Source organism: Nocardioides ginsengisegetis (assembly GCF_014138045.1).
GTDB lineage: Bacteria > Actinomycetota > Actinomycetes > Propionibacteriales > Nocardioidaceae > Nocardioides > Nocardioides ginsengisegetis.
In genome coordinates this window covers 364337-385328 of sequence record NZ_JACGXA010000001.1, presented here as the reverse complement: position 1 = coordinate 385328, position 20992 = coordinate 364337, and the positions used below count along the sequence as shown (strand labels likewise).

Below are 20992 nucleotides of genomic sequence, written 5' to 3'. Positions count from 1 at the left end.
ATCCTCTTTCTCCAAGCGGGGTGCGGCCCTCGCACGTCACCCGCGAAGACCCGGGGAAGCCTAACAGGCTCCCCACAGGGTCCGATGGTGCCCAGATGAAGCAGACGGGGCGCGGCCGGCTCACGCCGCCCGCGCCCCATCGGTGCTGTCACTGAAGCCAGGTCAGGAGACCGTCACACCACGGTGGTGGTGCCGCCGGCCGCCTCGATCTTCTCCTTGGCCGAGCCGGAGAACGCGTTGGCGCTCACCTCGACCTTGACGGACAGGTCGCCCTGGCCGAGGACCTTGACCGGGTGGCCGTCGCGCACAGCGCCACGGGCAACCAGCTCGTCCACGGTCACGACGCCGCCCTCGGGGAACAGCTCGTTGATGCGGTCCAGGTTGACCACCTGGAACTCCACCTTGAAGGGGTTCTTGAAGCCCTTCAGCTTGGGGAGACGCATGTGGATCGGCATCTGGCCACCCTCGAAGGCGACCGGAACCTGGTAGCGAGCCTTGGTGCCCTTGGTACCGCGGCCCGCGGTCTTGCCCTTGGAGGCCTCACCACGACCAACACGGGTCTTGGCGGTCTTGGCCCCGGGGGCGGGACGCAGGTGATGCAGCTTGAGCGTCATGTCACTCCACCTCCTCGACCGTCACGAGGTGACGGACGGTGTTGACCATGCCCCGGATCTCCGGGCGGTCTTCCTTGACGACGACGTCACCGATGCGCTTGAGACCGAGCGTCCGCAGGGTCTCGCGCTGGTTGGACTTGATGCCCACGGTGCCGCGCTTCTGCTGAACCTTCAGCTGAGCCATCAGGCCGACACCTCCTGGGAGACACCAGCCGGGATCTCCAGGCGCGCCTTGAGGAGCGCCGCCGGGGCGACGTCCTCGACGGGGAGACCACGACGGGCGGCCACGGCCTCGGGCTGCTCCAGCATGCGGAGAGCCTCGACGGTGGCGTGCACGATGTTGATCTGGTTCGACGAACCGAGCGACTTGCTCAGGATGTCGTGGATACCGGCGCACTCCAGGACGGCACGCACCGGACCACCGGCGATGACGCCGGTACCGGGCGCGGCCGGGCGCAGCATGACCACGCCGGCGGCCTTCTCACCCTGGACGGGGTGCGGGATGGTGCCCTGGATGCGGGGGACGCGGAAGAAAGCCTTCTTCGCCTCCTCGACACCCTTGGCGATGGCGGCGGGAACTTCCTTCGCCTTGCCGTAGCCGACGCCGACCAGACCTTCACCGTCACCGACGATCACGAGGGCGGTGAAGCTGAAGCGACGACCACCCTTCACGACCTTCGCAACACGGTTGATCGCAACGACGCGCTCGATGTTGGCGGTCTTGTCAGCACCCTGGTTTCCGCGACGGTCGTCGCGGTTTCCACGGCGCTCGCCACCCGAACGCTGTCCGCGCTGGGCTCCGCTCATGAGTGTTTCCTCTTCTCTCTCTCGCGTACTGCGATCAGAACGTCAGGCCGCCCTCGCGGGCGCCATCAGCAAGGGCCGCGATGCGGCCGTGGTACTTGTTGCCTGCACGGTCGAAGACCACACCGGCGACGCCGGCGGCCTTGGCGCGCTCGGCGACGAGCTCACCGACCTTCTTGGCCTTGGCGGTCTTGTCGCCCTCGAAGGACCGGAGGTCCTTCTCGGTGGTCGACGCGAACGCCAGGGTCTTCCCGACCAGGTCGTCGACGACCTGGACGGTGATGTGCTTCGAGGAGCGCGTGACCACGAGGCGAGGGCGCTCGGCAGTGCCGGACACCTTCTTGCGGCCACGAACCTGACGACGCAGGCGCGACTTCACCCGAGCAGCGGTGTGCTTGTTGTTGTTCAGCGAGATCGCCATGGTCACTTACCAGCCTTTCCGACCTTGCGGCGGATGTGCTCGCCGGCGTAACGGACGCCCTTGCCCTTGTAGGGCTCGGGCTTGCGCAGCTTGCGGATCTTCGCGGCGGTCTCGCCGACGAGCTGCTTGTCGATGCCCTGGACGCCGAGCTTGGTCGGGCCTTCCACGGTGAACGTGATGCCCTCGGGCGCGTCGAACACGATCGAGTGCGAGTAACCGAGCTGGAACTCCAGCTGGGTCGGGCCCTTCGACAGGACGCGGTAACCGACGCCCACGATCTCGAGCTTCTTCTCGTAGCCGTCGGTGACACCGACGACCATGTTGTTGATCAGCGTGCGGGTCAGGCCGTGCAGCGAGCGCGACTCACGCTCGTCGTTCGGACGCTTGACCTCCAGGATGCCGTCCTCGCCCTTCTCGACGGTGATCGGCTCCGCCACGGAGTGCGACAGGGTGCCCTTGGGGCCCTTGACGGTCACGAGGCTCTCGGCGATCGCGACGTCCACACCGGACGGGACCGGAATGGGGAGCTTGCCAATGCGCGACATAGCTGTGTTTCTCCTTCTCGGTCTCGTCGTTACCAGACGTAGGCGAGGACTTCCCCACCCACGCCCTTCTGGTTGGCCTGGCGGTCGGTCAGCAGGCCCTGGCTCGTCGAGATGATCGCGACACCCAGGCCGCCGAGCACCTTCGGGAGACCCGTGTGCTTGGCGTAGACCCGGAGACCGGGCTTGCTGATGCGGCGAACACCCGCGATGGAGCGCTCACGGTTGCGGCCGTACTTGAGGGTGATGGTCAGCGTCTTGCCGACCTCGCCCTCGGCCGGGTCCGTCACGTCGTACGACGTGATGTAGCCCTCCTGCTTCAGGATGTCGGCGACACCCTGCTTGAGCTTGCTGTACGGCATGGAAACCGCGTCGTGGTACGCCTGGTTGGCGTTGCGCAGACGAGTGAGCATGTCTGCGATCGGGTCAGTCATCGTCATGGCCGCGAGGCCCTTTCTCCACCGTGGTTTCGCACCTGAACCTCAGGTGCGACCTGCAGCGATCGTTGGTTGTGAAAAGAGTGGAAGTTCGAGGTCACCAGGAGGACTTGGTGACGCCCGGCAGCTCGCCCCGGTGCGCCATCTCCCGCAGGCAGATGCGGCACAGGCCGAACTTGCGGTAGACGGCCTTGGGCCGGCCGCAACGCTGGCAGCGCGTGTAGCCACGCACCGCGAACTTCGGCTTGCGGGCGGCCTTGACCTTCAGTGCGGTCTTCGCCATGTCAGTTCTCCTTGAACGGGAAGCCGAGCTGCTTGAGCAGCGCGCGGCCCTGGTCGTCGTTGGTCGCGGTGGTCACGACGGTGATGTCCATGCCGCGCGAACGGTCGACCTTGTCCTGGTCGATCTCGTGGAACATGACCTGCTCGGTCAGACCGAACGTGTAGTTGCCACGGCCGTCGAACTGCTTGGGCGAGAGGCCGCGGAAGTCGCGGATACGCGGCAGCGCGAGCGACAGCAGGCGGTCCAGGAACTCCCACATCCGGTCGCCGCGCAGCGTGGTGTGCGCACCGATCGGCATGCCCTCGCGCAGCTTGAACTGCGCGATGGACTTGCGGGCCTTGGTCACGAGCGGCTTCTGGCCGGTGATCGCGGTGAGGTCCTTGATGGCACCCTCGATCAGCTTGGAGTCGCGAGCAGCCTCGCCGACACCCATGTTGACCACGATCTTGGTCAGGCCGGGAACCTGCATGACGTTCTTGATCTCGAACTCCGCCTGCAGCGCGGGGAGGATCTCCTCGCGGTAGCGGGTCTTGAGCCGCGGGGTCACCGCGGCGGAGGCCTGGGTCTCGGTCATCAGATTTCCTTGCCGGTCTTGCGCGAGATGCGGACGCTGCGCGTCGACGTGTACGTCGAGCCGTCCGGGCGGCGCTTGGTGACCTCGTCACGGCGGAAGCCGATGCGGGTCACGCCGTCGCCCTCGACGAGCATGACGTTGGAGACGTGGATCGGAGCCTCGGCGGTGATGATGCCGCCGGTGTTGCCGGCGCGACCGCCCTGGTTCACGACCTTGGTGTGCCGCTTGATGCGGTTGACGCCCTCGACGATCACCCGGTTCTCCTCACGGAGCACCTGGATGACCTTGCCCTCGGCACCCTTGTCCTTGCCAGCGATCACCTTGACGGTGTCGCCCTTCTTGATGTTCACGCTCTTGGCCATGTTCAGAGCACCTCCGGTGCGAGCGAGATGATCTTCATGAACTTCTTCTCGCGCAGCTCGCGGCCCACGGGGCCGAAGATGCGGGTGCCACGCGGCTCGCCGTCGTTCTTGAGGATCACCGCGGCGTTCTCGTCGAAACGGATGTACGAACCGTCGGCACGGCGGCGCTCCTTGACGGTGCGCACGATGACGGCCTTGACGACGTCACCCTTCTTCACGTTGCCACCGGGGATCGCGTCCTTCACGGTGGCGACGATGACGTCGCCGATACCGGCGTAGCGCCGACCCGAGCCACCGAGAACACGGATGCAAAGGATTTCCTTCGCACCGGTGTTGTCGGCGACCTTGAGTCGCGACTCCTGCTGGATCATTGTCTCTCCTGGTTGTCGAGCCGGTTCTCAACGCATCACGTGCTGTTGAGCCTGGCCGAACTGATGTGGTTGTCCTCGCCGCAAGGCGAGAGGGTTACTTCGCCTTCTCGAGGATCTGCACGACGCGCCACCGCTTGGTGGCGGACAGCGGACGCGTCTCCATGAGGAGGACGCGGTCACCGATGCCGCACTCGTTCTGCTCGTCGTGCGCCTTCAGCTTGCTGGTGCGGCGCATGACCTTGCCGTACAGCGCGTGCTTGACGCGGTCCTCGACGGACACGACGACGGTCTTGTCCATCTTGTCGCTGACGACCAGGCCCTCACGGACCTTGCGAGCGTTGCGCTCGACTGCCTGCTCGCTCATGCGGCACCATCCTCATTGCTGGAGCCCGGGGTGGTCCGGATGCCGAGCTCGCGCTCACGCACCACGGTGTAGATCCGGGCGATGTCCTTCTTGACCGTGCGAAGCCGGCCGTGGCTCTCCAGCTGGCCGGTGGCCGCCTGGAAGCGGAGGTTGAACAGCTCCTCCTTGGCCTCGCGGAGCTTGGCCTCGAGGTCGATGTTGGTCATCTCGTCGAGCTCGTGGGCGAGGGTAGCCATCAGAATTCACCCGCCTCTCGCGAGATGAAGCGGCACTTCATCGGAAGCTTGTGCATCGCGCGGCGCATGGCCTCGCGGGCAACTTCCTCCGAAACACCGGAAAGTTCGAACATGACGCGGCCGGGCTTGACGTTCGCCACCCACCACTCGGGGGAACCCTTACCGGAACCCATGCGGGTCTCGGCGGGCTTCTTGGTCAGCGGGCGGTCGGGGTAGATGTTGATCCACACCTTTCCACCGCGCTTGATGTGGCGGGTCATCGCGATACGCGCCGACTCGATCTGACGGTTGGTCACGTAGTGACCCTCGACCGCCTGGATGCCGAAGTCGCCGAAGGCGAGCTTCGTGCCACCCTTGGCCGCACCGGTCCGCTTGGGGTGGTGCTGCTTGCGGTGCTTGACACGACGGGGCATCAACATGGGGCTCAGGCCTCCTTACCGGAGTCAGCGGCGGGAGCAGCGGCCTCGGCCGGAGCCTCGGTCGCCGGAGCGTCGGTGCCACGGTCCGAACGGGTCGGACGGTCGCCACGCGAGCCACGGCTGGGGCGCTCGCCGCCACGCTCGTTGCCACGGGTCGGACGGCCGCCGCGACCGGGGACACCGGCGCGAGCAGCGGCCTGGGCCTGGCGCTCGGCACGGGAGCCGGACACCTCGCCCTTGTAGATCCAGACCTTCACGCCGATGCGGCCGAAGGTCGTGCGGGCCTCGTAGAAGCCGTAGTCGATGTCGGCACGCAGCGTGTGCAGCGGGACGCGGCCCTCGCGGTAGAACTCGGTGCGCGACATCTCGGCGCCGTTGAGGCGGCCCGAGCACTGGATCCGGATGCCCTTGGCACCCGAACGCATCGAGGTCTGCATCGCCTTGCGCATGGCACGACGGAACTGCACGCGGCCGGACAGCTGCTCGGCGACGCCCTGGGCAACCAGCTGCGCGTCGATCTCGGGGTTCTTGACCTCGAGGATGTTCAGCTGGACCTGCTTGCCCGTGAGCTTCTCGAGCTCGCCACGGATGCGGTCGGCCTCGGCGCCACGGCGACCGATCACGATGCCGGGACGCGCGGTGTGGATGTCCACACGGACTCGGTCACGGGTGCGCTCGATCTCGACCTTGGAGATGCCGGCCCGCTCCATGCCCTTGGAGAGCAGCTTGCGGATGGCGACGTCCTCGCCGACGTACGACTTGTAGAGCTTGTCGGCGTACCAGCGGGACTTGTGGTCCGTGGAGATGCCGAGGCGGAAGCCGTTCGGGTTGATCTTCTGGCCCATCAGGCCTTCCGTCCCTTCTTCAGTGCCACGGCACCGGCGGGCTGAACCGCCAGGGTGATGTGGCTCGTGCGCTTGTTGATGCGCGTCGCGCGGCCCTGGGCACGCGGACGCCAGCGCTTCATGGTCGGACCCTCGTCCACCTGGGCGACGGAGACGACCAGGTCGCCGGCGTCGAGACCCTCAGTGGTCTCGGCGTTGGCGATCGCGCTCTCGAGCACCTTGTAGACGGTCTCCGAGGCGGCCTGCGGCGCGAACTGCAGCAGGGCCAGGGCCTCGTCGACGTGCATGCCGCGGACCATGTCCACGACCCGGCGGGCCTTCATCGGCGTGATCCGCACGAAGCGGGCGGACGCGAAGGCTCCCGGCTGGTCGCCGAGGAGAGACTCGCGGCGCGCGCTGACGCGGTTGCGCTCAGTGGTGCTCATCGACGACGTCCCTTCCTGTCTTCCTTCACGTGCCCGCGGTAGGTGCGGGTGGGAGCGAACTCCCCGAGCTTGTGGCCGACCATCGCGTCGGTCACGAACACGGGAACGTGCTTGCGACCGTCGTGCACGGCAATCGTGTGACCGATCATGTCGGGCACGATCATGGAACGGCGCGACCAGGTCTTGATGACGTTGTGAGAGCCCTTGTCGTTCTCCGCGTCCACCTTCTTCTGCAGGTGGCCGTCGACGAAGGGGCCCTTCTTCAGGCTGCGAGGCATCTCGTTTACTTCCTACCCTTGCCGGACTTGCGGCGACGGATGATCTGGGAGTCGGAGGCCTTGCGCTTGCGCGTGCGGCCCTCGGGCTTGCCCCAGGGGGACACGGGGTGACGTCCACCGGACGTCTTGCCCTCTCCACCACCGTGCGGGTGGTCGACCGGGTTCATGACGACACCGCGGACGGTCGGGCGCTTGCCCTTCCAGCGCATCCGGCCGGCCTTGCCCCAGTTGATGTTCGACTGCTCGGCGTTGCCGACCTCACCGATGGTGGCGCGGCAGCGCACGTCGACGAACCGCATCTCGCCCGAGGGCAGACGCAGGGTGGCGCGCGAGCCCTCCTTGGCGACGAGCTGGGCGCTGTTGCCGGCCGAGCGGGCGATCTTCGCACCGCCACCGGGACGCAGCTCCACGCAGTGGATCGTCGTACCGACGGGGATGTTGCGCAGCGGCAGGTTGTTGCCGGGCTTGATGTCGGCGCCCACGCCGGACTCCACGGGGGTGCCCTGCTCCAGGCCCTTCGGCGCGATGATGTAGCGCTTCTCGCCGTCGGCGTAGTGCAGCAGCGCGATGCGCGCGGTGCGGTTGGGGTCGTACTCGATGTGAGCGACCTTCGCCGGGACACCGTCCTTGTCGTAGCGACGGAAGTCGATGATGCGGTAGGCCCGCTTGTGACCGCCACCCTGGTGCCGGGTGGTGATCCGGCCCTGGTTGTTGCGGCCGCCCTTCTTGGGCAGCGGACGCGTCAGCGACTTCTCCGGAGTGGTCCGGGTGATCTCGACGAAGTCGGCCACCGAGGAGCCACGACGGCCCGGGGTGGTCGGCTTGTACTTGCGGATAGCCATGTCTTCAGTCCTCAGTCAGGAGCCCGGTCAGGAGACCGGACCTCCGAAGATGTCGATGCGGTGGCCCTCAGCGAGGCTGACGATCGCGCGCTTGGTGTCGGCACGCTTGCCCAGGCCGTTCTTCGTGCGACGCGTCTTGCCCTGGCGGTTGATCGTGTTCACCGAGGTGACCTTGACGCCGAAGATCTTCTCGACCGCGATCTTGATCTCGGTCTTGTTGGCGTCGGGACGCACGATGAAGGTGTACTTGTTGGCGTCGAGGAGGCCGTAGCTCTTCTCGGACACGACCGGCGCGAGCAGGATGTCGCGGTGGTCCTTGTGCAGGGTGCTCACTTGGAGGCCTCCTCGTCAGTCACAGCGTCGGCGGCCGGAGCCTCGACGATGCTGGCCTTGCGCTCGGTCGCCGAGGCGGTGCCGGAGACGAGTGCGTCGTACGCGCCCTTGGTGAAGACCACGTCGTCGGACACGAGCACGTCGCGGGTGTTGAGCTGGTCGACGGCGACGATGTGGACCTGCGGCGCGTTGCGCAGCGAGAGCCAGGTGATCGCGTCGGTGCGCTCGAGCACCACGAGGACGTGGGCACGGGTCGAGATGTCCGCAAGAGTGGCCAGCGCCAGCTTGGTCGACGGCTTGTCGCCGGAGACCAGGCTGTCGACCACGTGGATGCGGTCGTTGCGGGCGCGGTCGGTGAGGGCACCACGCAGGGCGGCGGCCTTCATCTTCTTGGGGGTGCGCTGGTCGTAGTCGCGCGGCTTGGGGCCGTGCACGACGCCACCGCCGGCGAACTGCGGAGCGCGGGTCGAGCCCTGACGGGCGCGGCCGGTGCCCTTCTGCTTGTAGGGCTTGCGGCCACCACCGCGGACTTCACCGCGGCGCTTGGTGGAGTGCGTGCCCTGACGAGCAGCAGCCTGCTGCGCGACGACGACCTGGTGCATCACGGCGATGCTGACGTCGACGTCGAAGATCTCGGCGGGGAGGTCGACCTTGACGGTCTTCGCACCCTTGGCGGTCTTGGTAGCCATGCTCAGGCCTCCTGAGTCTTCTTGGCGGCCGAGCGGAGCACGACGAGACCACCCTTGGGGCCGGGAACGGCACCCTTGAGCAGGATCAGGCCCTTCTCGGCGTCGACCGCGTGCACGGTGACGTTCTGGGTGGTGACGGTGTCGTTACCCATCCGGCCGGACATGCGCATTCCCTTGAAGACGCGGCCCGGCGTGGCGCAGGCACCGATGGAACCGGGCTTGCGGTGGTTGCGGTGCGCACCGTGCGACGCGGACACGCCGGAGAAGCCGTGACGCTTCATCGTTCCGGCGAAGCCCTTGCCCTTGCTGGTGCCGGTGACGTCGATCTCCTCGCCAGCGGCGAAGGTGTCGACACCGAGCTCCTGGCCCACCGAGTAGGTGGAGGCGTCAGCGGTGCGGATCTCGACCAGGTGACGACGCGGGGTCGTACCGGCCTTGGTGAAGTGACCGGCCTGCGGCTTCGTCACCTTGCGGCCCTCGATCTCGCCGAAGCCGACCTGGACGGCGTTGTAGCCGTCGGTCTCGGGCTGGCGGACCTGGGTGACCACGTTGGTGCTCGCGGCGATCACGGTCACGGGGACGACGCGGTTGTTCTCGTCCCAGAGCTGGGTCATGCCGAGCTTGGTGCCCAGCAGGCCCTTCACGTTACGTTCGAAAGTCATCTCGTCAGACCTCAGAGCTTGATCTCGATGTCGACACCGGCAGGCAGGTCGAGGCGCATGAGCGAGTCGACCGTCTTCGGCGTGGGGTCGATGATGTCGATGAGGCGCTTGTGGGTGCGCATCTCGAAGTGCTCGCGGCTGTCCTTGTACTTGTGGGGCGAGCGGATGACGCAGTACACGTTCTTCTCGGTCGGCAGCGGCACAGGGCCGGCGACCTTGGCACCCGTGCGGGTGACGGTGTCCACGATCTTGCGCGCCGAGGTGTCGATCACCTCGTGGTCATAGGCCTTGAGCCTGATGCGGATCTTCTGTCCCGCCATAGGTCTCTCTCGTCCTTAGTCAGTCTGTACCGGGTGGTACCGCGTGCTGTGCCTTCTCGACAGGCCCCCGGGTGAGGCCCTGCCGCCCTGCTCCGCCCGTGAAGCGCCAGCCTTTCGGCCGACCCCCGCGGTCGGGCGTGTCGCACCTGGTGGAACTGAAAAGGCGCAACACAAGACCGCGGTCCTGCTTCATTCGTTGTGGGCGCCCGACGGGTTCGTCGGGCTCATCGGGTCTCCCCCTGCATCGCTGCAGGAACGGTGCGGCCGCACGCCAACCACCGATTCAGTCCAGGAGACGCGATTCAGTAGTCAAGATGTGCCGCACTCCGACAACCCGCCGGAGCAACCGGACTATCTTGGCAGACATCCCGCCTCAGGCCAAATCCGATCGGTGGCGCCCGAAAGGGCCCGACCTGACAGGATGTGGGCCCGCCGGAAAGGCGCACGTCACGAGGGGGAATCCTATGTCCGGGCACGAGTGGTACCCGCCTCCGGGAGGCAGCACCCCGGGCCAGGAACCGCCCCCGCCGCCGCCCCGCTGGGGGCCGCCCGTCGGCCCGCCGCAGCCGGGCTGGGCGCCCGGGATGCTCGGCGCCGCGCACAAGCCCGGCGCCATGCCGCTGCGACCGCTCGGGCTCTCGGACATGTACGACGCGGCGTTCCGGATCATCCGGTTCAACCCGAAGGCGACCGTCGGCAGCGCCGTGCTGGTCGCCGCGGTGTCGATGGCGATCCCGGTGCTCGTCACCGCGGTGCTGACCTGGACCGTCGACCTCTCCCTCGACCGCACCGACGGCTCGACCTCGACCGCCGACATCGCGGGGCTGATCGGGTCCTTCGGCTCGCTCGGGCTCGGCTCGATCCTGCAGACGATCGGCCTGGTGCTGGTCACGGGGATGATCGCCCACGTGACCGCAGCGGCGGCGATCGGCCGGCGCCTGACCCTCGGCGAGGCGTGGGCCGCGACCCGCGGCAAGCGCTGGCGCCTGATCGGGCTGACCGTGCTGCTCGGGTTGATGGTCACCGGGATCTTCCTGGTCTACGCGCTCAGCTGGGTGCCGGTCGTCCTCTTCCTCAAGACCTGGCAGATCGTGGTCTACGGCCTGGTCAGCGTGCCGCTCTTCCTGGCCGGCATGTGCTGGTTCTGGATCCGCGTCTACTACCTGCCCGTCCCCGCGCTCATGCTCGAGGACGTCGGCATCGGCGGGGCCATCGGTCGCGGCTTCCGGCTGACCCGCAGGCAGTTCTGGCGGACCTTCGGCATCGCCCTGCTGACCGTGGTCATCGGCCAGATCGCCGGCGGCATGCTGGCCATGCCGGTCTCCCTCGTCGGGCAGGGCATCCTCGCGGGCGCCGGGTCGACGAAGTTCGCCGTGCTCGGCCTGGTGCTCACCAACGCGCTGACCTCGGTCATCTCGGCCGCCTTCGTCGCCCCGTTCACCACCGCGGTGGCCTCCCTGCAGTACCTCGACCAGCGGATGCGCAAGGAGGCGTACGACGTCGAGCTGATGACCCGGGCAGGGCTGACCGCCTCGTGATGCTGCCCGCCCCGCCGCTGGACCCCTCGGCCGACGAGGCCCGGTCCTGGCTGCGCCGCGAGCTGCTGCACGCCGAGTACCACCGCACGAACGTCGTCGAGCAGGTGATCGGCTGGCTGCAGCGCCAGGTCGGGCGCGGCATCGACGCCGCGTCGCAGGCCCCGCCGCTGTCGACGTTCGCCGCGATCGTGGTCTTCCTGGCCCTCGCGCTCGGGCTGGGCTGGCTGGTGTCCCGGGCCCGGCGGGCTCCGCAGGCGGAGCCGGAGTCGCGGTCGGTGCTGACCGACGAGGCCGTGACGGCGGCCGAGCTGCGCCGCCGGGCCGAGGAGGCCCTGGCGCAGGGCCGCCACGAGGACGCCCTCGTCGACGGCTTCCGGGCCCTCACGGCCCGGGAGGTCGAGCGGGGACGGCTCGATGACGCCCCCGGCGCGACCGCGCACGAGGTCGCCGGGCAGCTGGGATCGACGTACCCCCTGCAGCGGGAGCGGGTGGACGGCTCCGCGCTGCTGTTCGACTCGGTGCTCTACGGCCACCGGTCGGCCACGGCCGACCAGGTGGGCGGCGTGCTGGCGCTCGACGACGAGCTGGCGGCGGTCCGGTGACCCGGGCCGGCACATGGGTGCGCGAGCGACGTACCTCGTTCCTGATCGCGGGTGGGCTCGTGGCCGCGGTGGTCGTGGTCGTCCTGCTCGGCTCGGGCGTGCGCACCACCACGCCGCTCGACCCCGACAACCCCGACCCGGCGGGCGCCCAGGCCCTGGCCCGGGTCCTGGCCGACCACGGCGTCGACGTGTCCGTGGCGCGCGGCGCCGACGCGCTCGACGCCGCCGACACCGGGCCCGGCACGACCGTGCTCGTCACCTCGACCGAGCAGCTCGGCGCGAGCACGACCCGGCGGCTGCTCCGCGCGACCGGCGACGCCGACCTCGTGCTCGCCGGCCCGGGGCCGGGCACGACCAAGGCGTTCGGCGTGAGCCAGCTGCCCTACCAGGTCTCGCTCGGCTCCCCGCGTGCCGCGGACTGCTCCGACCCGACGTACGACGGGCTGCGGCTGCAGGTCGACCACGCCCTGGAGTACCCCGTCGACGGGGGCTGCTTCCCCGGGAAGCACGGCACGCTGCTGGCCGAGGCCCGGCCGGGCGTGGTCCTGCTGGGCGCCGCCGACGCGCTGGACAACGACGAGATCCTCCGGGCCGACAACGCGGCGGTGGTGCTGCGCCTGCTGGGCGGGCACGACCGGCTCGTCTGGTACGTCCCGAGCGTCGACGACCTCGTCGGCGACGACGGCGTGAGCCTCCAGACCCTGCTCCCCCGCTGGATCCGGCCCGGGCTGTGGCTCGGCGCCATCACCGTGGTGGCTCTGGTGCTGTGGCGGGCGCGCCGGCTCGGGCCGCTGGCCACCGAGCCGCTGCCGGTCGTCGTGAAGGCCATCGAGACCACGCGGAGCCGCGGCCGGCTCTACCGCAAGGCCGGCGACCGCACCCACGCCGCCGAGGCGCTGCGCAGCGCCGCCCGGACCCGGGCCGCCGAGCGGCTCCGGCTCGGCCATCCCGATCCCGCCACGCTCGTCCGTGACGTGGCCCGGCACACCGGTCGCCCGGTCGCCGACGTCGAGGCCCTCCTCGGGCCGGGCGCGCGAGCCCCGGGCAACGACCACGACCTGATCGCCCTGGCCACCCAGCTGGCCGCACTCGACAGAGAGGTACGCCGTTCATGAGCGAGCAGCCATCCCCCACCACCACCGTGGCAGCCCCTGCCGGCGAGGCGGCCCGCGAACGGCTGGCCGCCGTCCGCGCCGAGGTCGCCAAGGCCGTCGTCGGGCAGGACGCTGCGGTCTCCGGCCTGCTCGTGGCGCTGCTCTGCGGCGGTCACGTGCTGATGGAGGGCGTGCCGGGCACGGCGAAGACCCTGCTGGTGCGGACCCTGGCCGCGTCGCTGTCGGTGGACACCCGTCGGGTGCAGTTCACCCCCGACCTGATGCCCGGCGACATCACGGGGTCGATGGTGATCGACAGCCGGCAGGGTGAGCTGACGTTCCGCGAGGGGCCGGTCTTCACCAACCTGCTGCTCGCCGACGAGATCAACCGGACGCCGCCGAAGACCCAGTCGGCGCTGCTCGAGGCGATGGAGGAGGGTCAGGTCTCGGTCGACGGGGTCTCGCGTCCGCTGCCGCGACCGTTCCTGGTCGCGGCGACCCAGAACCCGGTCGAGTACGAAGGCACCTACCCCCTGCCCGAGGCACAGCTGGACCGGTTCCTGCTGAAGGTGGTGCTCCCCATCCCGGAGCGCACCGCCGAGCTCGAGATCCTGCGGCGGCACGCCGACGGCTTCGACCCGCGCGACGTCGCGGGGGCCGGCGTACGCGCCGTGGCGGGGGCCGACGACATCGCGGCCGGGCGGGCAGCCGTCGGGCAGGTGCAGGTGTCCCCCGAGGTGGCCGGCTACATCGTCGACATCGCCCGGGCCACGCGCGACTCCCCCTCGCTCAGCCTGGGCGTCAGCCCGCGCGGCGCCACCGCGCTGCTCCGGGCCGCGCGGGCCTGGGCGTGGCTGACGGGGCGCGACTTCGTGACGCCCGACGACGTGAAGGCGCTCGCGCACGCCACCCTGGTGCACCGGCTGGGGCTGCGGCCCGAGGCCGAGCTCGAGGGTGTCGACGTCGGCCAGGTGCTCGCCAGCGCCCTCGGCTCGGTGCCGGTCCCCCGCTGATGGCACTCTCCGGCCGCGTCCCCCTCCTGCTCCTCCTGGGCCTGGTCCCGGTGGTGCTGCGACCGTCCCTGGGCACGGTCTGGCTGTGGGTGCTCGCGGTCGGGGTCGCGGTCCTCGTCGACTGGGTGGTCGCGCCGCCACCGGCGTCGGTCACGATGCACCGCCGGCCGGTGGGCACGGTCCGGATGGGGCACCCGACCGAGACCCTCGTGGTGGCCACCAACGACGGTCGCCGCACGGTGACCGCCCTGGTCCGGGACGCGTGGCAGCCGACCGCCGGCGCCAGCGACAACCGGCACCGGGTCCGGCTGGGGCCGGGTGACCGGGTGCTGCTGCGCACGCCGCTGCAGCCCCGTCGGCGGGGCGACCTCCGCGCGATCGGTGTGACCGTCCGCAGCCGCGGACCGCTCGGCCTGGCGGCACGGCAGCGGACGATCGAGGTCGCCGGCGCGGTCCGGTCGCTGCCGCCCTTCGAGTCCCGCAAGCACCTGCCCAGCCGACTCGCCCGGCTGCGCGAGCTCGACGGCCGGGCGGCGGTCCGGGTGCGCGGGCAGGGAACGGAGTTCGACTCGCTCCGGGAGTACGTCCGCGGGGACGACGTGCGCTCGATCGACTGGCGGGCCAGCGCCCGCAACCGCAACGTCGTGGTGCGGACCTGGCAGCCCGAACGCGACCGGCGGGTGGTGCTCGTGCTGGACACGTCGCGGACGTCGGCCGGCCGGGTCGACGACGTGCCGCGCCTCGACTCCGCCATGGACGCCGCTCTGCTGCTCGCCGCGCTCGCCGCCCGGGCCGGCGACCGCATCGACTTCGTCGCCGGCGACCGCCGGGTGCGCTCGCGACTGCGGTCCGCCGGGGCCCGGGACGTATCTGCCAACCTGCAGGAGGCCATGGCCGACCTGGAGCCGGTGATCGCCGAGGCCGACTGGACCTCCCTGGCGGGTGCGGTGACCGGCTTCGGCCGCCAGCGGGCCCTGGTCGTCCTGCTCACGCCGCTCGAGCCGTCGGCCGTCGAGGAGGGGCTGCTGCCGGTGCTCCCGGCGCTGACCCGGCACCACCGGGTGGTGCTGGCCTCGGTCAAGGACCCGGCGCTGGAGCAGCTCGCCGCGACGCGCGGCACCGTCGACGAGGTGTACGACGCCGCCGCGGCCGAGCAGGTCCTGGTGCGGCGCCGGCACACGGCCGACCTGCTCCGGGCGCTCGGTGTGGACGTCGTCGACGCCGACGCGGAGCGGCTGCCGCCGGCGCTGGCCGACCACTACCTCGCCCTGAAGGCTCGCGGCCTGCTCTGAGGCCGAACTCCGACAGGGGACGCCACGGGCGGCGTTCGGGCCTACGATCCGATGCATGGCGGTCGGGCAGCCACCGGACCCCGGTGGTCTCAGCTGTGCCCAGTGCGGGGAGGAGCTCCCCGCGAAGGCGCGCTTCTGCCTGTCCTGCGGCACGCCGGTCCCGACCGGCGCCGAGCGGGAGACCCGACGCACCGTCACGCTGCTCTTCACCGACGTCACCGGCTCGACCGCGCTGGGCGAGGAGCTGGACCCCGAGGCCTACCGGGGCGTGATGACCCGCTACTTCGAGGTGGCCCGGGCGGCCGTCGAGCGGCACGGCGGGACGGTCGAGAAGTTCGTCGGCGACGCCGTGCTGGCCGTCTTCGGGGTGCCGGAGGTGCGGGAGGACGACGCCCTCCGTGCGGTCCGGGCGGCCCAGGAGCTCGGCGAGGCCGTCGCGGCCCTCTCGGACGACCTGGCCGCGGAGATCGGCGTACGACTGGTGATCCGGACGGGCGTCAACACGGGCTCCGTCGTCACCGGTGCCGCCCGGGCCGGTGGCTCGTTCGCCACCGGCGACGCCGTCAACACCGCGGCCCGCCTGGAGCAGGCCGCTCCCCCGGGCCGGATCCTGCTGGGTGCGGACACGTGGGCGCTGGTGCGGGACGCCGTCGACGTGGAGCCGGCCGAGCCGGTGCTCGCGAAGGGCAAGTCGGAGCCGGTCGCGGCGTACCTCCTGCGCGAGGTCCTCGACGTCGAGCGAGGACGCCGACGTCACCAGGACGCCCAGCTCGTGGGCCGCCTGCAGGAGACGCGCGCCCTCGACGACGCCCTCGAGCGCACCCTGAGCAGCGGCCGCAGCCACCTGGTGACCGTGCTAGGACCGGCCGGGATCGGCAAGTCGCGGCTGGTGACCGAGTTCCTCGCCCGGGTCGGGGACCGCGCGGCCGTCGCGTCCGGGCGCTGTGTGTCCTACGGGCAGGGCATCACCTACTGGCCGCTCGTGCAGGCCCTCCGCGGCGCGCTGCACCTCAGCGGCACGGAGTCCGACGAGATCACCCGGCACGCGCTCGAGCAGGCGCTCACGGCGGCCACCGACGGTGCCGACGTGGCCGACCTCCTGATGCCGCTGCTCGGCAAGTCCGGCACCCCGGGCGGCACGTCCGACACCGTCTGGGCCGTACGACGCCTCCTCGAGGAGCTCGCCTCCCGGCATCCCCTCGTGCTGACCGTCGATGACCTGCACTGGGCCGAGCCCACCCTCCTCGACCTGCTCGAACGGGTCCGCGACGAGGTCGCCGACCTGCCCCTCCTGCTGCTCTGCCAGGCTCGCCCCGAGCTGCTCGAGGACAACCCCGGCTGGGGGTCGGGGGCCCTGAACTCCCTGACGTTCGGGCTCGACCCGCTCACGCCGAGCGAGACCGACGAGTCCGTCGCGGCGCTGCTGGGTGCCGACCTGCCCGGGGGCCTCGGTGACACCGTCGCCGCGTGGTCGGGAGGCAACCCGCTCTTCGTGGAGGAGATCGTCGCGCACCTGGTGGAGTCCGGCGTGCTCGCCCGCGACGGGGACGGCTCCTGGCTGCTGACCGGCGAGCTGAGCCTGACCGACATGCCGCCGACCGTTGCGGCCCTGCTCGCCTCCCGGCTGGACCGGCTCCCCGCCGAGGAGCGGGACCTGCTCGAGCGGCTGTCGGTGATCGGCCTGGAGTTCAGCACCGAGGACGCGACCCTGCTGGTCGAGCCCGACGCCGTCGCCCACCTGGGCACGCGGCTGGCCTCGCTCGCCCGCCGCGACCTGCTGCGCCGGGTGCGCGGCACCGGCGGCGACACGTGGGCCTTCAAGCACCTCATGGTGCGCGACGCGGCGTACGACGGGTTGGCCAAGTCCCTGCGCGCGGAGCTGCACGAGCGCTTCGCCACGGGGTTGGAGGCCGGGGGCGACCAGGCGGCCGGTGAGACGATGACGTTCGTGGCCCACCACCTCGAGCAGGCCGCGCGCTATCGGCGCGAGCTCGGTGCGCGGGGGCCGGAGGTGGAGGCACTCGTCGACCGGGCCACGACCGCGATGGCGCGCGCGGCCCGCCTGGCCCGCGACCGGGAGCAGCACGAGGCCGGGGCGACGCTGCTCCAGCGGGCGCTGGAGCTGCGCCCGGCGACCTCGGCCCAGCGCCGTGACCTCCTCGAGCGACTCGCCGAGCTCCAGCAGGACCTGCTGGAGCTGGAGAAGCTCGAGCCGACCCTCGCCCTCCTGGAGGCGGAGCTCGACGAGACCGCCACGGACCTCGACCGTGCCTTGTTCACCACGCTGCGGCGCCTGGTCACCATGGATGCCAGCGGCGCGATCGACCCGGCCGAGGTGGTGGAGGCGGCCGACGCGCTCGTCGCCCTGGCCCGGGCGGCCGACAACCCCCGGCTGGTGATCCGCGGCCTGCGCGCCAAGGCCGACACCTGCATGATGCGAGCGAGGTGGGGCGAGGCGGCGGAGATGGTCGAGGAGATCCTGCACTTCGGTGAGCCCGAGGACGTGCGGATGGCGCACATGCAACGCGGAGCCGCCCTCTTCTACGGCCGCGCCCCGCTCCGCGCGGCCGCCGCGGTGATGGACGGGCAGGCCACGCACGGCGGCCTGACCGAGCGCGCCCTCGTGCGTGCCGAGTGCATGCGCGCCATCGTCGAGGCCGCGGCCGGCTCACCGGGGGCCGGGGCCATCTGTGCAGCGGCCCTCGCCCGGATCGACGCATTGGAGGCCGATGGCCGATCCTTCGCGCACCCCTTCCTCGCGCACGCCTACTTCATCAACGACGACCTGGACAGCGGGATCGCGTTCCTCCAGCGGGTGAACGACGAGTTCCGGACGCTGGGCGACCTGTCCCACGCGTCGACGTACATCGCGATGCAGTGCGCCGCGATGCTCGAGCGGGGCGACCCGGTCGAGGTCGTCGCGCCGCTCGTCGAGGAGGCGGAGCGCTACACCGCGGAGCACGACATCATCTCGGTGGTGCTGCTGGACTGCACGCGCGCGATCGTGACCGCGCGATCGGGCGACCTGGACGCGGCGTGGGCCGTTGCCCGGGAGACCCTGGAGCTGGTCGACCGGACCGACCAGGCCTGGCAGCAGGCCGACTGTCGCCGCTGGCTCAGCGAGGTGCCGCGGCTGCGCGGGGACCGCGACGCCGAGCGGCGGCTGCTCGAGGAGGCGCGAGAGCTCTACCGGGTCAAGGAGATCACGCTCTACGACCCGCGGCTGGCGGCCCGGATCGCGGAGCTGACCTGAGGGTCGTCAGGCGGACTCGGCCTCGCGGAGCCGGGCGCACAGCAGCTTGAGGAGCTCGGCGGCGAACTTGGCGTCGTCCTCGAGCATCTTCTCGAACACGACGTGCTGGACCGCGAGCGTCGTCATCGGGGTGACGGCCGTGACCGTGGCCGAGCGGCGCTTGCCGTCGATCATGCTGATCTCGCCGAAGTAGTCGCCCTCACGCAGGGTGCGCTTGCTCTCGCCCCGCAGGGACACCTCGGCCTCGCCGGAGACGATCAGGTGCAGGGCGAGCGCGCCCTCGCCCTCGGTGGCCACCTCGCGGCCGGCCTGGTGGTCGACGGTGCGGGACTGGTCGACGAGCTTGGCGACCTTGCGCTTGCTCAGGCCCGCGAAGATGGGGAGTGCGGCGAGCTTGGACTCGAGCTCGGACTTGTCGCTCATGGGTTCCCTCTCGAAGTCGGCCGGGACACGGTGCGTTGCGCGCGAACCTATCCCGCTCCGCTCGGCACGGTCCAGAGAACCGCCGGACTGGCACCAAGCGGCAACCACCCGTCAGGACTGCGTGGCGACCCGGTCCTCGAGCAGCGCGGCGTCGAGGTCCCCGGTGTGCCCACGGTTGTACGCCGACCTGCCGACGACGAAGACGTAGGCGAGGAAGCACGACTCCGCGAGCACCCCGATGCCGATGCGCGCCCAGGTCGGCAGCGGCGAGGGGGTCACGAACGCCTCGATCAGGCCGCTGACGAACAGCACCGCCACGAGTCCGAGCGCCACGGTGCCGGCCGTGCGTCCCTCACGCGCCAGCGACTGGCCGCGCGTCAGCTCGCCCGGCTCGACCCACGACCAGAAGAGCCGCAGCCCGACCCCGCCGGCGACGAAGACGGCGGTCAGCTCGAGCAGGCCGTGCGGGAGGATCAGCCCCCAGAAGTGCCCGCCCTGGTGGTGCCGGGTCATGATCGAGCCGATCACCGCCAGGTTGGCGATGTTGCGGAACAGCGCGATGACCACCGGGAAGCCGAGCACCCCCATCGCCAGGCACAGCGCGGAGACCCAGGCGTTGTTGATCCAGACCTGCGCGGCGAAGTGCCCGGCGGCGTACTCGCTGTAGTAGCCCTCGAAGTCGTGGTTGACCAGCTGGTCGATCTCGGCCGGCGACAGCATGCTCTGCTCGACGTTGGGGTGGTCGAGCAGCCACAGCATCATCACCGCGGTGACCGCGACGTTGGCCGCGAGCGTGCCGAGCCACCACCAGCGCAGGCGGTAGAGCGCGGCCGGGAAGCGGTGCACGAAGAAGCCGGCCAGGCCGTGCCAGGTGCTGACGCGGGTGCCGGCGGCGCGGTTGCGGGCGCGGGCGAGCAGCGAGGAGAGGTGCGCGATGAGCGAGGCGTCGGGTGCCGAGGTGCGCACGACCGAGAGGTGGGTGGCGACCTGCTGGTAGCGCTCGACGAGCTCGTCGCTCTCCGCGCCGGTGAGCCGGCGCTTGCGCGTCAGCTTCTCCAGGCGCTCCCACTCGTGGGCGTGCGCCAGCACGTAGGCATCCAGGTCCACGTCGTCACCCTATTGTGGGACCGATGTCGACACCGGAGTTCGCGACGCTGACGACCGACGACCTGGTGACGGGCGAGGCGGTCGCCCTCGACCTGCCCCCCGCCGGGCTCGGCCCGCGGATCGCGTCCGGCCTGATCGACGTGGTCGTGACCGTGCTGCTGCTGGTCGGGGTGGTGCTGCTGCTGACCGTGGCCGCGCTCCAGACCGACGAGGCGCTGCTGTGGGTCGCGTTCGTCAGCACCATGATCCTGGTCTTCCTGGTCTTCCCGACCACCGTCGAGACCGTCACCCGCGGCAAGTCGCTGGGCAAGTGGGCGTTGGGCCTGCGCACCGTGCGCGACGACGCCGGCCCGATCTCCTTCCAGCACGCCTTCGTCCGGGCGCTGATCGGGGTCGTGGAGATCTACCTCTTCTCCGGTGCCCCGGCGTTCTTCTCGGCCCTGCTCAGCGGGCGGGGCAAGCGGCTCGGCGACTACGCCGCCGGCACCTACGTCGTGCGCGAGCGGGTCCGGCTGCGACTGGCCCCGCCGCCGCTCATGCCGCCGCCGCTCGCGCAGTGGGCCGCCGGCGCCGACATGGCCTCGCTGCCGACCGGGCTGGCGCTCGCGGTCCGCCAGTTCCTGTCGCGGCTGCCGCAGATCGACCCGGCGTCGCGCGCGTCCCTCGGCGGGCGGCTGGCCAACCAGGTCAGCGAGTACGTCGCTCCCCCGCCGCCGCCCGGCACGCCGCCGGAGGCGTTCCTCGCGGCGGTCGTGGCGTCCCGCCGTGAGCGGGACCGGGCCCGGCTGGCCCGTGAGGCCGACCTGCGCGCCCGGCTGACCGCTCGCCGGTGAGCCCGACCCCGACGGG

Annotated in this window: 30 protein-coding genes; 7 read left to right on the top strand and 23 right to left on the bottom strand. The window is 70.7% G+C overall.

Annotated features, from left to right (window positions below; all coding sequences use genetic code 11):
- Positions 1–173 precede the first annotated feature (173 nt).
- The 21 genes from rplO to rpsJ form a co-directional block, all read right to left on the bottom strand.
- On the bottom strand, positions 174–614 hold the full coding sequence (rplO, locus tag FB382_RS01835) for a 50S ribosomal protein L15 (protein WP_125038978.1): 441 nt from the start codon (positions 612–614) through the stop codon (positions 174–176).
- 1 nt (position 615) lies between these two features.
- Entirely contained in the window at positions 616–798 is a 183-nt protein-coding gene (rpmD, locus tag FB382_RS01830; protein WP_125038977.1) for a 50S ribosomal protein L30, read from the bottom strand.
- Positions 798–1421: a 30S ribosomal protein S5 gene (gene rpsE / locus FB382_RS01825; protein WP_182536281.1), complete on the bottom strand. Its 624-nt coding sequence runs from the start codon at positions 1419–1421 to the stop codon at positions 798–800. The genes rpmD and rpsE overlap by 1 nt, the downstream gene beginning before the upstream one ends.
- Before the next feature lie 34 nt (positions 1422–1455).
- Complete coding sequence (rplR, locus tag FB382_RS01820; protein ID WP_125038975.1) at positions 1456–1839, bottom strand: 50S ribosomal protein L18; 384 nt, start codon at positions 1837–1839, stop codon at positions 1456–1458.
- 2 nt (positions 1840–1841) lie between these two features.
- A complete protein-coding gene (gene rplF, locus FB382_RS01815; RefSeq protein WP_125038974.1) occupies positions 1842–2384 on the bottom strand; it encodes a 50S ribosomal protein L6 in 543 nt (180 codons plus the stop codon).
- Positions 2385–2413: 29 nt separating this feature from the next.
- A complete protein-coding gene (rpsH, locus tag FB382_RS01810) occupies positions 2414–2821 on the bottom strand; it encodes a 30S ribosomal protein S8 (protein ID WP_125038973.1) in 408 nt (135 codons plus the stop codon).
- A gap of 94 nt (positions 2822–2915) precedes the next feature.
- The gene (locus FB382_RS01805; protein WP_011757321.1) at positions 2916–3101 is read right to left on the bottom strand and encodes a type Z 30S ribosomal protein S14; all 186 of its coding nucleotides are present in this window, start codon (positions 3099–3101) and stop codon (positions 2916–2918) included.
- A 1-nt stretch (position 3102) separates the two neighbouring features.
- Complete coding sequence (gene rplE / locus FB382_RS01800; RefSeq protein WP_125038972.1) at positions 3103–3675, bottom strand: 50S ribosomal protein L5; 573 nt, start codon at positions 3673–3675, stop codon at positions 3103–3105.
- Entirely contained in the window at positions 3675–4037 is a 363-nt protein-coding gene (gene rplX / locus FB382_RS01795; RefSeq protein ID WP_220481223.1) for a 50S ribosomal protein L24, read from the bottom strand. Before rplX ends, rplE begins: the two co-directional genes overlap by 1 nt.
- A gap of 2 nt (positions 4038–4039) precedes the next feature.
- Positions 4040–4408 (bottom strand): 50S ribosomal protein L14, encoded by a 369-nt coding sequence (rplN, locus tag FB382_RS01790; protein ID WP_090849740.1) that lies wholly within the window; start codon positions 4406–4408, stop codon positions 4040–4042.
- Between the two features lie 94 nt (positions 4409–4502).
- Entirely contained in the window at positions 4503–4772 is a 270-nt protein-coding gene (rpsQ, locus tag FB382_RS01785) for a 30S ribosomal protein S17 (protein ID WP_125038971.1), read from the bottom strand.
- Positions 4769–5008 carry a 50S ribosomal protein L29 gene (gene rpmC / locus FB382_RS01780; RefSeq protein WP_125038970.1) on the bottom strand — a complete coding sequence of 80 codons (240 nt, stop codon included), beginning with the start codon at positions 5006–5008 and terminating at the stop codon, positions 4769–4771. The genes rpsQ and rpmC overlap by 4 nt, the downstream gene beginning before the upstream one ends.
- Positions 5008–5427: a 50S ribosomal protein L16 gene (gene rplP, locus FB382_RS01775; protein ID WP_125038969.1), complete on the bottom strand. Its 420-nt coding sequence runs from the start codon at positions 5425–5427 to the stop codon at positions 5008–5010. Before rplP ends, rpmC begins: the two co-directional genes overlap by 1 nt.
- A 5-nt stretch (positions 5428–5432) precedes the next feature.
- Positions 5433–6272 (bottom strand): 30S ribosomal protein S3, encoded by an 840-nt coding sequence (gene rpsC / locus FB382_RS01770; RefSeq protein ID WP_125038968.1) that lies wholly within the window; start codon positions 6270–6272, stop codon positions 5433–5435.
- Entirely contained in the window at positions 6272–6697 is a 426-nt protein-coding gene (rplV, locus tag FB382_RS01765) for a 50S ribosomal protein L22 (RefSeq protein WP_125038967.1), read from the bottom strand. Before rplV ends, rpsC begins: the two co-directional genes overlap by 1 nt.
- Entirely contained in the window at positions 6694–6975 is a 282-nt protein-coding gene (gene rpsS / locus FB382_RS01760) for a 30S ribosomal protein S19 (RefSeq protein ID WP_125038966.1), read from the bottom strand. The genes rplV and rpsS overlap by 4 nt, the downstream gene beginning before the upstream one ends.
- A 5-nt stretch (positions 6976–6980) precedes the next feature.
- Complete coding sequence (rplB, locus tag FB382_RS01755; protein ID WP_182536279.1) at positions 6981–7817, bottom strand: 50S ribosomal protein L2; 837 nt, start codon at positions 7815–7817, stop codon at positions 6981–6983.
- Between the two features lie 27 nt (positions 7818–7844).
- Positions 7845–8150 (bottom strand): 50S ribosomal protein L23, encoded by a 306-nt coding sequence (rplW, locus tag FB382_RS01750; protein WP_125038964.1) that lies wholly within the window; start codon positions 8148–8150, stop codon positions 7845–7847.
- Positions 8147–8839 (bottom strand): 50S ribosomal protein L4, encoded by a 693-nt coding sequence (rplD, locus tag FB382_RS01745; RefSeq protein ID WP_182536277.1) that lies wholly within the window; start codon positions 8837–8839, stop codon positions 8147–8149. The genes rplW and rplD overlap by 4 nt, the downstream gene beginning before the upstream one ends.
- A 2-nt stretch (positions 8840–8841) precedes the next feature.
- On the bottom strand, positions 8842–9501 hold the full coding sequence (rplC, locus tag FB382_RS01740) for a 50S ribosomal protein L3 (RefSeq protein WP_125038962.1): 660 nt from the start codon (positions 9499–9501) through the stop codon (positions 8842–8844).
- Positions 9502–9512: 11 nt separating this feature from the next.
- The gene (gene rpsJ / locus FB382_RS01735) at positions 9513–9821 is read right to left on the bottom strand and encodes a 30S ribosomal protein S10 (protein ID WP_008360994.1); all 309 of its coding nucleotides are present in this window, start codon (positions 9819–9821) and stop codon (positions 9513–9515) included.
- A 464-nt stretch (positions 9822–10285) separates the two neighbouring features.
- Here rpsJ and FB382_RS01730 point away from each other — a divergent pair, with 464 nt between their 5' ends.
- The 6 genes from FB382_RS01730 to FB382_RS01705 are packed head-to-tail and all read left to right on the top strand — an operon-like array spanning position 10286 to position 18613.
- Complete coding sequence (locus FB382_RS01730; RefSeq protein WP_182536275.1) at positions 10286–11359, top strand: hypothetical protein; 1074 nt, start codon at positions 10286–10288, stop codon at positions 11357–11359.
- The gene (locus FB382_RS01725) at positions 11356–11961 is read left to right on the top strand and encodes a DUF4129 domain-containing protein (protein WP_182536272.1); all 606 of its coding nucleotides are present in this window, start codon (positions 11356–11358) and stop codon (positions 11959–11961) included. The genes FB382_RS01730 and FB382_RS01725 overlap by 4 nt, the downstream gene beginning before the upstream one ends.
- A 17-nt stretch (positions 11962–11978) precedes the next feature.
- Positions 11979–13076 (top strand): DUF4350 domain-containing protein, encoded by a 1098-nt coding sequence (locus tag FB382_RS01720; protein ID WP_182536270.1) that lies wholly within the window; start codon positions 11979–11981, stop codon positions 13074–13076.
- On the top strand, positions 13073–14068 hold the full coding sequence (locus FB382_RS01715; protein WP_125038958.1) for an AAA family ATPase: 996 nt from the start codon (positions 13073–13075) through the stop codon (positions 14066–14068). The genes FB382_RS01720 and FB382_RS01715 overlap by 4 nt, the downstream gene beginning before the upstream one ends.
- Complete coding sequence (locus FB382_RS01710) at positions 14068–15360, top strand: DUF58 domain-containing protein (RefSeq protein WP_182536268.1); 1293 nt, start codon at positions 14068–14070, stop codon at positions 15358–15360. The genes FB382_RS01715 and FB382_RS01710 overlap by 1 nt, the downstream gene beginning before the upstream one ends.
- Positions 15361–15415: 55 nt before the next feature.
- The gene (locus FB382_RS01705) at positions 15416–18613 is read left to right on the top strand and encodes an adenylate/guanylate cyclase domain-containing protein (protein WP_182536266.1); all 3198 of its coding nucleotides are present in this window, start codon (positions 15416–15418) and stop codon (positions 18611–18613) included.
- Between the two features lie 6 nt (positions 18614–18619).
- On the opposite strand, the gene FB382_RS01700 is transcribed toward FB382_RS01705, so the two are convergent.
- The gene (locus tag FB382_RS01700; RefSeq protein ID WP_182536264.1) at positions 18620–19036 is read right to left on the bottom strand and encodes a cyclic nucleotide-binding domain-containing protein; all 417 of its coding nucleotides are present in this window, start codon (positions 19034–19036) and stop codon (positions 18620–18622) included.
- Between the two features lie 111 nt (positions 19037–19147).
- Positions 19148–20143 carry a stage II sporulation protein M gene (locus FB382_RS01695; RefSeq protein WP_182536262.1) on the bottom strand — a complete coding sequence of 332 codons (996 nt, stop codon included), beginning with the start codon at positions 20141–20143 and terminating at the stop codon, positions 19148–19150.
- A gap of 23 nt (positions 20144–20166) precedes the next feature.
- Here FB382_RS01695 and FB382_RS01690 point away from each other — a divergent pair, with 23 nt between their 5' ends.
- Entirely contained in the window at positions 20167–20976 is an 810-nt protein-coding gene (locus tag FB382_RS01690) for an RDD family protein (RefSeq protein ID WP_182536260.1), read from the top strand.
- The last annotated feature ends 16 nt before the right edge of the window (positions 20977–20992 follow it).

Bases quoted from the DNA above. Each gene is read 5' to 3' on its own strand.
- rplO (WP_125038978.1), bottom strand. From the start codon at position 614: ATGACGCTCAAGCTGCATCACCTGCGTCCCGCCCCCGGGGCCAAGACC.
- rpmD (WP_125038977.1), bottom strand. From the start codon at position 798: ATGGCTCAGCTGAAGGTTCAGCAGAAGCGCGGCACCGTGGGCATCAAG.
- rpsE (WP_182536281.1), bottom strand. From the start codon at position 1,421: ATGAGCGGAGCCCAGCGCGGACAGCGTTCGGGTGGCGAGCGCCGTGGA.
- rplR (WP_125038975.1), bottom strand. From the start codon at position 1,839: ATGGCGATCTCGCTGAACAACAACAAGCACACCGCTGCTCGGGTGAAG.
- rplF (WP_125038974.1), bottom strand. From the start codon at position 2,384: ATGTCGCGCATTGGCAAGCTCCCCATTCCGGTCCCGTCCGGTGTGGAC.
- rpsH (WP_125038973.1), bottom strand. From the start codon at position 2,821: ATGACGATGACTGACCCGATCGCAGACATGCTCACTCGTCTGCGCAAC.
- FB382_RS01805 (WP_011757321.1), bottom strand. From the start codon at position 3,101: ATGGCGAAGACCGCACTGAAGGTCAAGGCCGCCCGCAAGCCGAAGTTC.
- rplE (WP_125038972.1), bottom strand. From the start codon at position 3,675: ATGACCGAGACCCAGGCCTCCGCCGCGGTGACCCCGCGGCTCAAGACC.
- rplX (WP_220481223.1), bottom strand. From the start codon at position 4,037: ATGGCCAAGAGCGTGAACATCAAGAAGGGCGACACCGTCAAGGTGATC.
- rplN (WP_090849740.1), bottom strand. From the start codon at position 4,408: ATGATCCAGCAGGAGTCGCGACTCAAGGTCGCCGACAACACCGGTGCG.
- rpsQ (WP_125038971.1), bottom strand. From the start codon at position 4,772: ATGAGCGAGCAGGCAGTCGAGCGCAACGCTCGCAAGGTCCGTGAGGGC.
- rpmC (WP_125038970.1), bottom strand. From the start codon at position 5,008: ATGGCTACCCTCGCCCACGAGCTCGACGAGATGACCAACATCGACCTC.
- rplP (WP_125038969.1), bottom strand. From the start codon at position 5,427: ATGTTGATGCCCCGTCGTGTCAAGCACCGCAAGCAGCACCACCCCAAG.
- rpsC (WP_125038968.1), bottom strand. From the start codon at position 6,272: ATGGGCCAGAAGATCAACCCGAACGGCTTCCGCCTCGGCATCTCCACG.
- rplV (WP_125038967.1), bottom strand. From the start codon at position 6,697: ATGAGCACCACTGAGCGCAACCGCGTCAGCGCGCGCCGCGAGTCTCTC.
- rpsS (WP_125038966.1), bottom strand. From the start codon at position 6,975: ATGCCTCGCAGCCTGAAGAAGGGCCCCTTCGTCGACGGCCACCTGCAG.
- rplB (WP_182536279.1), bottom strand. From the start codon at position 7,817: ATGGCTATCCGCAAGTACAAGCCGACCACCCCGGGCCGTCGTGGCTCC.
- rplD (WP_182536277.1), bottom strand. From the start codon at position 8,839: ATGGCTACCAAGACCGCCAAGGGTGCGAAGACCGTCAAGGTCGACCTC.
- rplC (WP_125038962.1), bottom strand. From the start codon at position 9,501: ATGACTTTCGAACGTAACGTGAAGGGCCTGCTGGGCACCAAGCTCGGC.
- rpsJ (WP_008360994.1), bottom strand. From the start codon at position 9,821: ATGGCGGGACAGAAGATCCGCATCAGGCTCAAGGCCTATGACCACGAG.
- FB382_RS01730 (WP_182536275.1), top strand. From the start codon at position 10,286: ATGTCCGGGCACGAGTGGTACCCGCCTCCGGGAGGCAGCACCCCGGGC.
- FB382_RS01715 (WP_125038958.1), top strand. From the start codon at position 13,073: ATGAGCGAGCAGCCATCCCCCACCACCACCGTGGCAGCCCCTGCCGGC.
- FB382_RS01710 (WP_182536268.1), top strand. From the start codon at position 14,068: ATGGCACTCTCCGGCCGCGTCCCCCTCCTGCTCCTCCTGGGCCTGGTC.
- FB382_RS01705 (WP_182536266.1), top strand. From the start codon at position 15,416: ATGGCGGTCGGGCAGCCACCGGACCCCGGTGGTCTCAGCTGTGCCCAG.
- FB382_RS01700 (WP_182536264.1), bottom strand. From the start codon at position 19,036: ATGAGCGACAAGTCCGAGCTCGAGTCCAAGCTCGCCGCACTCCCCATC.
- FB382_RS01690 (WP_182536260.1), top strand. From the start codon at position 20,167: ATGTCGACACCGGAGTTCGCGACGCTGACGACCGACGACCTGGTGACG.